Source organism: Streptomyces aureoversilis, assembly GCF_042657885.1.
Classification (GTDB): domain Bacteria; phylum Actinomycetota; class Actinomycetes; order Streptomycetales; family Streptomycetaceae; genus Streptomyces; species Streptomyces aureoversilis.
The window spans coordinates 1-8,510 of sequence record NZ_JBHSKJ010000044.1; the positions used below are offsets into that span (position 1 = coordinate 1).

At 62.5% G+C, this 8,510-nt stretch carries 3 protein-coding genes and 6 pseudogenes; 5 read left to right on the forward strand and 4 right to left on the reverse strand.

The window, feature by feature from the left end; translation table 11 throughout:
* Positions 1 to 455 (reverse strand): annotated as a pseudogene (locus ACFPP6_RS36060) (IS5 family transposase); the annotation flags it as partial.
* Positions 456 to 1,319: 864 nt separating this feature from the next.
* On the opposite strand from ACFPP6_RS36060, the pseudogene ACFPP6_RS36065 reads away from it, so the two are divergent.
* The 3 pseudogenes from ACFPP6_RS36065 to ACFPP6_RS36075 form a co-directional block, all read left to right on the forward strand.
* Positions 1,320 to 2,200: pseudogene (locus ACFPP6_RS36065) on the forward strand (IS256 family transposase); the annotation flags it as partial.
* An 87-nt stretch (positions 2,201 to 2,287) separates the two neighbouring features.
* Positions 2,288 to 3,058: pseudogene (locus ACFPP6_RS36070) on the forward strand (transposase family protein).
* 52 nt (positions 3,059 to 3,110) lie between these two features.
* Positions 3,111 to 3,278: pseudogene (locus tag ACFPP6_RS36075) on the forward strand (transposase); the annotation flags it as partial.
* 183 nt (positions 3,279 to 3,461) lie between these two features.
* Here ACFPP6_RS36075 and ACFPP6_RS36080 read toward each other — a convergent pair.
* The 3 genes and pseudogenes from ACFPP6_RS36080 to ACFPP6_RS36090 form a co-directional block, all read right to left on the reverse strand.
* Positions 3,462 to 4,703 (reverse strand): annotated as a pseudogene (locus tag ACFPP6_RS36080) (IS256 family transposase).
* A 113-nt stretch (positions 4,704 to 4,816) separates the two neighbouring features.
* Positions 4,817 to 5,800, reverse strand: a complete 984-nt coding sequence (locus ACFPP6_RS36085) for a transposase (RefSeq protein ID WP_382051094.1) — start codon at positions 5,798 to 5,800, stop codon at positions 4,817 to 4,819.
* 17 nt (positions 5,801 to 5,817) lie between these two features.
* A complete protein-coding gene (locus ACFPP6_RS36090) occupies positions 5,818 to 6,135 on the reverse strand; it encodes a hypothetical protein (protein WP_382051095.1) in 318 nt (105 codons plus the stop codon).
* A 298-nt stretch (positions 6,136 to 6,433) separates the two neighbouring features.
* Here ACFPP6_RS36090 and ACFPP6_RS36095 point away from each other — a divergent pair.
* Both ACFPP6_RS36095 and ACFPP6_RS36100 read left to right on the forward strand, forming a co-directional pair.
* Positions 6,434 to 6,946 (forward strand): annotated as a pseudogene (locus ACFPP6_RS36095) (transposase); the annotation flags it as partial.
* Between the two features lie 35 nt (positions 6,947 to 6,981).
* On the forward strand, positions 6,982 to 8,037 hold the full coding sequence (locus tag ACFPP6_RS36100; RefSeq protein ID WP_382051096.1) for a hypothetical protein: 1,056 nt from the start codon (positions 6,982 to 6,984) through the stop codon (positions 8,035 to 8,037).
* Positions 8,038 to 8,510 lie beyond the last annotated feature (473 nt).

The window sequence follows — 8,510 nt, forward strand, 5'->3', positions numbered from 1 at the left end:
GCGGAGACGCCGACGACGAGGGGCAGCCCGTTCTGGTCCGACAGGACGTGCATCGTGGAACCCGACTTGCCCCGGTCCACGGGCGACGGGCCTGTGCGTTCGCCCCCCTTTTTTCGGCCCTGACGTGGGCGGAGTCCAGGACGACGCGGGTCATGTCGATCAGGCCCGCGTCGTCGAGCCGGTCAGGACCGCCTCATGCAGCCGACCCCACACGCCGGCACGGGACCAGATCAGGAACCGGCAGTGAGCGGTCGACTTCGATATACCGAAACACGACGGCAGGGTCCGCCAGGCACAGCCGCTGACCAGCACGTAAATGATCGCGGCAAACACCGTCTCGTCAGGCGCGTCCTGAGTCCCACCGCCTTGTGGCCGGACCTTCGACGGTGGGATCAGCGGAGCCGCGATCTCCCACAGCCCGTCCGCACGATCCAATCCCACGTTCCCCGCCCCATGCCCCGTCAACGTCCACCTCACCACATAGGACACGGTCTAAATGGCCAATGAGTAGGGCCTATCGCGGCAGCCGACAGCAGCGTGCAACCCGTTCGTCATACCGGGGTGCCCGGAGGTCAAACAAAACCGCAGATTCGAACTGAATAGATCAGCTCCCGGTTGAAGAACAAATATGTGAAGTCCCGGGCGGCAGACAGCGATTGAGGAGAAAGCCACTTACCGAGCCTTCGTCTATTCCTGTGCCGGTCAGGCTTAACACCAGCTTAGCAGCAGCAGATTAAAGACGCTCAGCTTAAGCTCACACGCCCAAGGTCGGCCACCAAGATGAGAATCCTATGAACGGGGCACGTCTGCGACGTGGAATTATATTGATGCGCCAGTGCCGTTGATCCGAAATTCTTGACCTGTCAGGACTGTTACGACATCGCCACAGGTCACAGGCTTGTGGCGAAGGAACCCGAGGGGTTTCGGTGCAATATGTCAGAATTTAAAACAAACGTTTGCTGGCGTTTCGCCTGCCGCCCCACTGTGTTCTTATATGCGGCCCAGGGTAGGTCAAAACTTCCATCAATCCTGGGTAAGAAGAGTGACGGAAGGATGGCTGAATGTCAATACGGTCCACTTGTTCGAGTAAGGTCTCTACTTTCGAAGCCTGGCAAGTGGTCAACCCGCCGTACGGACAGCGGGTGCCTACGGCCTGGCTGACACCCGCTGATTGATCACCATGCGGCCGGAGTTGCTTCGAACAAACCTACTGCACGAGCTGGGTCCTCATTAGGGTCTGTATGGTCAATGGTGGTTCTTTGGGCAGGAAGTGACATCTGATGGCAGGTGTGAATTTCCTGGGCGAGGCTGTGTAGGGAGTGCCGCTCGTGGAGGGTGCGGGTGCTCTGGGTGACCCGTTGATCGGGCAGTTGGTGGACCGGGCGAAGGCTGGCGGGGTCCGGCTGACCGGTGAGGGCGGGCTGTTGCAGTTGGTGAAGCGAATCGTGGAGTTCGTTCTGGAGGGTGAGACCATCAGCTGTCTCGGGGATGAGGAGTATGAGAAGGCCGCCGGCGGCAGCCCCCGAAACGGCACCCGGCCGAAGACGGTGCTCACCGACGTGGGGCCGGTTGAAATCGATGTCCCGCGGGACTGGGCAGGCTCGTTCGAGCCGCCGGTTGTCAAGAAGCGCCAGCGCCGTCTGACCGGTGTCGACGAAATAGTCCTCTCGCTGTCCGCCCGGGGGGCTCACGCACGGTGAGATCTGCGCCCACCTCGCCGAGGTATGCGGCGCCGGGGTTTCGAAGACCACGGTCTCCGCGGTCACGGACAAGGTGATCGAGGGCATACACGAATGGCGGAGCCGACCGCTCGACTCGGTTTACCCCGTTGTGTTCATCGGCTGTGTGCACGTGAAGCTGGGGGATGGCTAGGTCGCCAACCGGCCGATCTACGTTGTGCTGGCGGTCACTGTCGAGGGCACCCGGGAGATCCTGGGCCGGTGGGCCGGTGACGGCGGCGAGGGCGCGAAGTACTGGCTCCAGGTCTTCACCGAAATCAAGAACAGAGGCACCGACGACGTTTGCATGGTCGTCTGCGACGGTTTGAAGGGCCTGCCAGACGCGAGAGGAACGGTCTGGCCACACGCGATCACGCAGACATGTGTGGTTCACCTGATGCTGGCCTCGTTCCGTTACGTGGCCCGGCAGGACTGGGACAAGGCCTCCCACGCGCTCAAACCCGTCTACACCACACCGACCCAGGGATCGCAGAGGAGAAGTTCCACGAACTCTACGAGACATGGGGCAAAGCGTGTTCCGCAATGCGGTGAGCGGGCAGGCTGGCTGTATGGCTGGGGTGTTGCGGGCCGAGCGGGTGTGGGTGGAGACGTTGACTGGGCCGCGGTCGGTGCCGTTCGGGTGGCTGTTGCGGGTGGTGCGGGAGCGGGGTGGTGACGGGCCGCGGGTCGGTCGGCCGTGGGCCTTGCCGCTGGCTGAGCGGGTGCTGCTGGTGGCGGTGTACTAACCGCACCAACCTTACGATGCGTCAGGTCGCTGTGCTGTTGTTCGGCGTCTCGACCGCCGGGGTGTGCCGGGTCATCCATCGGCTGTCTCCGCTGCTCGCGCTGGAGCCCGTCCGGCGCCCGGAGGGTGCCGGTGAGCGGTTATGGATCGTGGACGGGACGCTGATCCCGGTGCGGGACCGTAGCGTGGCCGCTTCCAGCCGTAACTACCGGTTTTCCGCGAACGTACAGGTCATCGTGGACGCGGACGCGCGCCTGGTGGTGGCCGCCGCTGAGCCGGTGCCCGGCACTACGGCGGATGCCTGCGCGTGGCGGGCTTCCGGCCTGGCCGCAGTGTGCGACGGTGTGATGGTGCTCGGCGACGGTGCCTACATCGGCACGGGTCTGATCGTGCCGCACCGCAAACGCCCCCGTCGGCCGCTGTTGAAGGGCGAGGAGGAGGACAACGCCACCGCAAGGTCCGTGCTCGCGTGGAACACGTCATCGGCCGGATGAAGAACTACAAGATCCTCCGTTACTGCCGGCAACGTGGCGGCGGCCCCCATCACGCGGTCCAGGCCGTGACCCACATGCACAACCTCGCCCTCGTCGCATGACCACCCACCGCCGACAACCGGCGCCGGCCTGCCGGGTTGCGGAACACGCTTCAGGAATTATCCCGCAATCGTACAGCTGTGGGAGAACACGTGGGTCGAGCCCACACCCTTCCTCCGCTTCGACACGGAGACACCACGCATCGTCTGCATCACAAACGCCATCGAGTCGATGAACACACCAACCTGCAAGACCGTCCGTTCCCACAGGAACTTCCCGAACAAGCTGAACATGTAGGACATGGTGTTACTAGACTTCGAAAACAAAGGGCGCCACTCGAACAAGTGGGCCATGTTGACATTCGGCTACCCTTCCGTCACTCTCCTTAATCAGGATTGACCGAACCTTTCATTCTGATCCTTGAAGGTCGGTACGTGTCTGGGACTTCGCGTAAGTCCGTGGATTTCATGTGGTGTTGAGCCGGTCCTCGAAGAAGAGTGAGAACTGGTTCAGTGCCTTCTTCCAGTGTGGCGCGACGTGGTTGATGTTGCGTGCTTTGGGGGTGATCAGCTCGCGGGCAGCGGGGTAGAGCGCCCTCAAGTGCGGCTTATTCGGAGGGGGAGTGGCCGCGGTTGCGGGTGGCTTTCCGCAGTTGTGCGTTGATCGACTCGATCAGGTTCGTCGAGTAGACGATCTTCCTTATCTCCGGAGGGAAGTCCAGGCACGGGGTGAATTCGCTCCAGGTGGCTTGCCAGGTTCGCACGATCGCGGGATACTTCTGGCCCAGCTCCCCTGCGGCGAAGTCGGCCAGGGCCTGTTCGGCCGACGCCGTGTAGATCGCTTTGAGCTCTGTGACCAACCGTGCGTGATGCTGTTTGGAGGCGTATCGCAGCGACGCGCGGATCAAGTGGATCACGTAAGTCTGGACGGTGGCCTTGGGCAGGCCAGGTCGCGGTGACCGCTTCGGGCAGGCCTTTCAGGATGTCGTCGGCGACGATGCACATGTCCTCGGCCCCGCGGTTGCGGAGCTCGGAGAGTATGGTCCAGGTGGTGGCGCCTTCGTCCTCGTCGCCGGCCCACAGGCCGAGGACGTCCTTGCAACCGTCCACGTCCACTCCGACAGCGAGGTGGACGGGCCGGGAGGCCACCGTGCCGGAGCGGGGCTTCACCCACAACGCGTCGTTGTAGATGATCGGCCAGAGGGCGTCCAGCGGCCGGTTCTGCCAGGCGTCGGGCTCGTCGGTGACGGCGTCGGTGACCTTGCTGACCAGGTCGGGCGAGACCTCGATGCCGTACATGTCGCGCACGCTCACCCCGCGGGCGTACAGCGGCAGGACCTGCTCGTTGAACCCGGCCAGGTGCCTGGCGTGTTTGGGCACCAGCTGCGGCTCGAACAAGCCCTCGCGGCCCCGGGGGCACGGCCAGCGTGACGGCCCCGGCATCGGTCAGGACGGTCTTCGGCGAGGTGCCGTTGCGGCTGTTGCCCGAGCCACAGCCTGCCGGATTGTGCTTCTCGTAGCCGAGGTGTTCGGTCATCTCCGCGTCCAGGGCCTGCTCCAGCACGGCCCGGGTGACCTCCGTCAACAGACCACCCTCACCCAGCGGAGCCGCACCCGAAGCGTCCGCGCGGTCCAACAGCCGCTCGACGGCCTCATCCACCAGCTTGCCCCCGGCCGGCTCGACGGCCGGGACCTCTTTGCCGTTCATGTCTGTCCGTCCCGGCTGGCAAATGCCCAGGTCAAGGCCCCGGCCAGCCTGCCACATCACGGACTTACGCGATCTTTGAGGCTCTTCCAAGATTTTCGTAGCCGGTGATCGCTTCAACTGAGCAGGATGCGGTGGCGGAGGAGGGGGTAGCCGGCGCGGTAGGTCTGCCGTTTGATCAGCTTGATCTTGTTGTTGATTCCTTCGGTCCGCCCGTTGTGGTGGGGCAGAGTCAGTGCCGCGTCGACGGCCGCGCGGTCGCGTTCGAGGCCGGTGGCGAAGGACTGCAGGGAGGGCAGGTCGGCGTCTCGTGCGCGGGTGATCCAGTCGGTCAGTGCTTGCGCGTTGTCTTGTGAAGGGGACAGCATCCGGGCGAACTGGCTTACCAGCGTGGCCAGGACAGTCATCTCGGTGCAGGCAGCGGCCAGCTGATCGCGCAGGATGCGCTGTTCATCGCGTTGACGGTCGGGATCGGCGAGGAGGAGACCGGTGACCCGGCGTGGGGAGAGGATGGCGCGGTCGGCGTCGACACGGCCCTGGTTGATGTAGCGGACCAGGAGGTTCGCGCTGCCGGTGTAGCCCAGTTCCCTGATCTCGTGCAGGAGACGGGTGACAGGGACGGCCGGATCCTCAGCTCGGTGCTGTCGCAGGTGGTCACGGTAGGGGTCCACCAGGCTGGGCCGGTAGGCCGGGGCCCGGATCAGCTGCCCGGGCTCGGGGTGGCGGGCATAGCGTTTGACGGTGTTCAAGGCCAGGTTCAGCCGAGGCGCGCAGTCAAGCAGGCCGACACCCGTATCCAGGAGCTGGTGCACCTGGTGCCATCGTTCGCGGGTGTTTGACGCCCGGCGGCCATCGAGCACCGGTGGGCCGGCCTTCGCCCAGCAGGTGCTGCGCGCGGCGACCTCCTTCAAGGCCGCCTCACCGAGGCCGTGCCATAAATGCCAGCGGTCCATGACCTGCACAATGGCCGGGTCGGCGTCAGTCACGGCCTGGGCGAAGTCCGCGGCCCCGTCCCGGCAGACGAACTCGACTCCGCGATGCTCCCTCAGCCAGGCCGTGAACGTCTCCATCCTCCGGTCAGGCAAGACCTCCACGCACATCCCGCTCTCCGCATCAATCAGGAGGGTCGCGTAACGGGGCCTCTGAGCAAGGCAAACTTGTCGATCCCCAGTACCCGGGGCACAGGCCGCTCTGGCAGCTGAACGCGCATGAGACACGCCAGCATGGTGGCCCAGCTGAGCACCTGATGCAGGTGCAGCAGCAAGCGGACCCCGGCCTTGCCCGCCAGAGCGAGAGTCACCGCATCAACAACAGCCTGCAGAGCAGGTGTCCGGCGTTGATAGCGCACCGTCAGGCCCTCGACCTGCCCGTCGAATGTCTGCCTCACGCAGGCCGGGTTCTCGCAGTACAGCCGCCGCACCGACAGGACGATCACGACCGGACGGACGCCGACGGCCTCGTCTGCGACATGCCGCACATACCGGCTGTGTTCCCCACTGGACGCCCGTCTGCATCCCAGGTGGCCGGGACCCCGGCATGCGTCCGCGCCGTGATCCGCACCAGCTCCTCACCAGCCTCAACTCCCTCGACCTGCACTGTGGCCAGCTGCGGAAGCAGCGTCGTGAAATCGATCGCACACTGCAACAGCCTGCACCCGCAGCGGCTCTGCGTCACGAGGCCCAGCTACCACGATCACCGGCTACGAAAATCTTGGAGAGTCATCTTTCAGACACTGGCGTCGCCTGTCTCCCTGTTTCGGGGTGTCGAAGTCGACTGCACACTGCAGGTTTCTGATCTGGTCGCGGGCTGGTGTCTGGGGCCGGCTGCACGAGGCAGTCCTGCACCGTCTCGACGATGCTGGCCTGGTCGACGTAACCCGCGGGGTCCTGGACTCCGCGCATGTCAGGACTAAGGGGGGCCGAACTCGCAGGTCTGAGCTCCGTGGACCGGGGCAAGTCGGGTTTCACGATGCACGTCCTGTCGGATCAGAACGGGCTGCCCCTTCTCGTCGGGCTCTCCGCTGCCAACACCCACGGCTGCCGGGCCCTGAAGCCGTGGGTGACCGGTCTCCAAGCGAGACATGCCCCTCATCGGGGCCGGTACTTCAAGCCTCGGCGGCTGCACGCTGACAAGGCCTGCGACCAGCCTGTCCTGCGGAAATGGCTGTGGGGCAAGCACATCGACGTCCGCATCGCCCGCAAAGGCATCGAAAGGGCATCGAGCCGAGTGAGCGACTCGGCCGTCGCTGCTACGGATTGTGGGGCGGATCCGCTAAAATTGCATGCATGATGAGTGGTTTTCTGGAGGTTTGCCCGTGAATGTTTATCGATCGTTATCGGCGGTATTTATTGTCTCGCTGCTCGCTCCGGTTTCCGCCCTTTCGGTTCCTGCGCATGCTAGCCAGAAGAGGGCTGTCGCGTCCACATCGGTCGACTGTCTGAGGAAAGTCAATGACCAGGGCAAGGAAGACCCGAACGGCCGTTACCTCAACACCTATCGCGACGCCACAGGTAAAAAGAAGGTTGTGCTCCCTAACTATGATTACAACTTTCCTGGACTCGGTCCGCTATATGGGGGCTTTTTGAAGAATGACACAGGCCGACCGCTAAATGTTTTAGCTTACACTCCAAAGAAGGTTAAATTAGCCAAGTTAACCCTGAGTTCTGTTGAATTTATTGCAAGCCTGGGGGGGGGGCAAGCTGAGCAAGTAAAGAATATCGCAAAAAGCTTAAAGCATTTTGCGAGCGCTAAAAATCTTGACGATTTCGCTGGCGCGCTGACAGATGCGTGGGAACTTGCGAAATTTACAGATGGCACAAAAGGTATCTCAGAGCAGGCGATTGATGCTGCCCAAGCCCTGGCTGACGGGCTCGAGGATGGAATGCTTGAGATTCCCGCTCACTGCTTGGCAGGCATGAAGAAGAAGGACGAAAGTTACACGGTTTGGGGTTTTTCAGACCTCTTATCTCCTTATGGAGTGGCTTGGAAGGCTCTCGGCAGTACATACAACATTAATGCTACGCAGTGCTTCAAGCGAAAGGCTAAGGAACGCAATCAAAAGAGGGGCGTCTGTTTGGAGTGGCGCGAGCTTAAGGCTGTCGTAAAAGACAAATATTCACTCTGGCTCGACGAAGCCGGGCTTTCAGACATGGGGACAAAAGTTGAAAAACAATCCCACAGTGATTACAATCCAGTTATTCTGGATGTAGTGAAGGGGTCAAGTATTAAGAATTGGAAGTACGGGGGGAAGCTGAAAGTCGAGGAAGGTAAGAAAGTCGAAGAGGATAAGATGGTATGTAACCCGCCTTTGAAGAGTTTCCGGACAGGCGTCCAATAGGATCGACTGGACTGAAAAACGAGGAAGAAGTGGCACCGGCAGGGTCGTCCCATAGTCGTGGTGACAGCCTGGGTGGGGGCGGTGTTAAAGAATATCAGGGCTGTTGAGCACGGACGGCCTGTCAAGTCGTCTTCCGGAACCCGGAGCCTCTACGCGCCGCCAGTCTGCCACCATCTGTCTGGTCAAGTTCGTCCTGTTCAGCGGGTGTTCGAGGCTGCCGCTGGTGGATGGGCTGATCAGGCTGCCGTACCCGCACCATCGTCATGGCAGGCATCACCTGTTTACGGTGCTGCTGCCCGCGGGCTTGGCGCGCGTACACGGCGATTGTGCAATGGGCCCGCGCCGCCCCTTAGAGCTCGTGACAGGATCTTGGTGAGTGTTGCTGGTCGGGCGTGACTGGTACGACGATTCGGCCGTGCGTGAGGGTGTGGGTATCAGGCCGTGGATCGTGGACGATGACTTGTGGGCGCTGA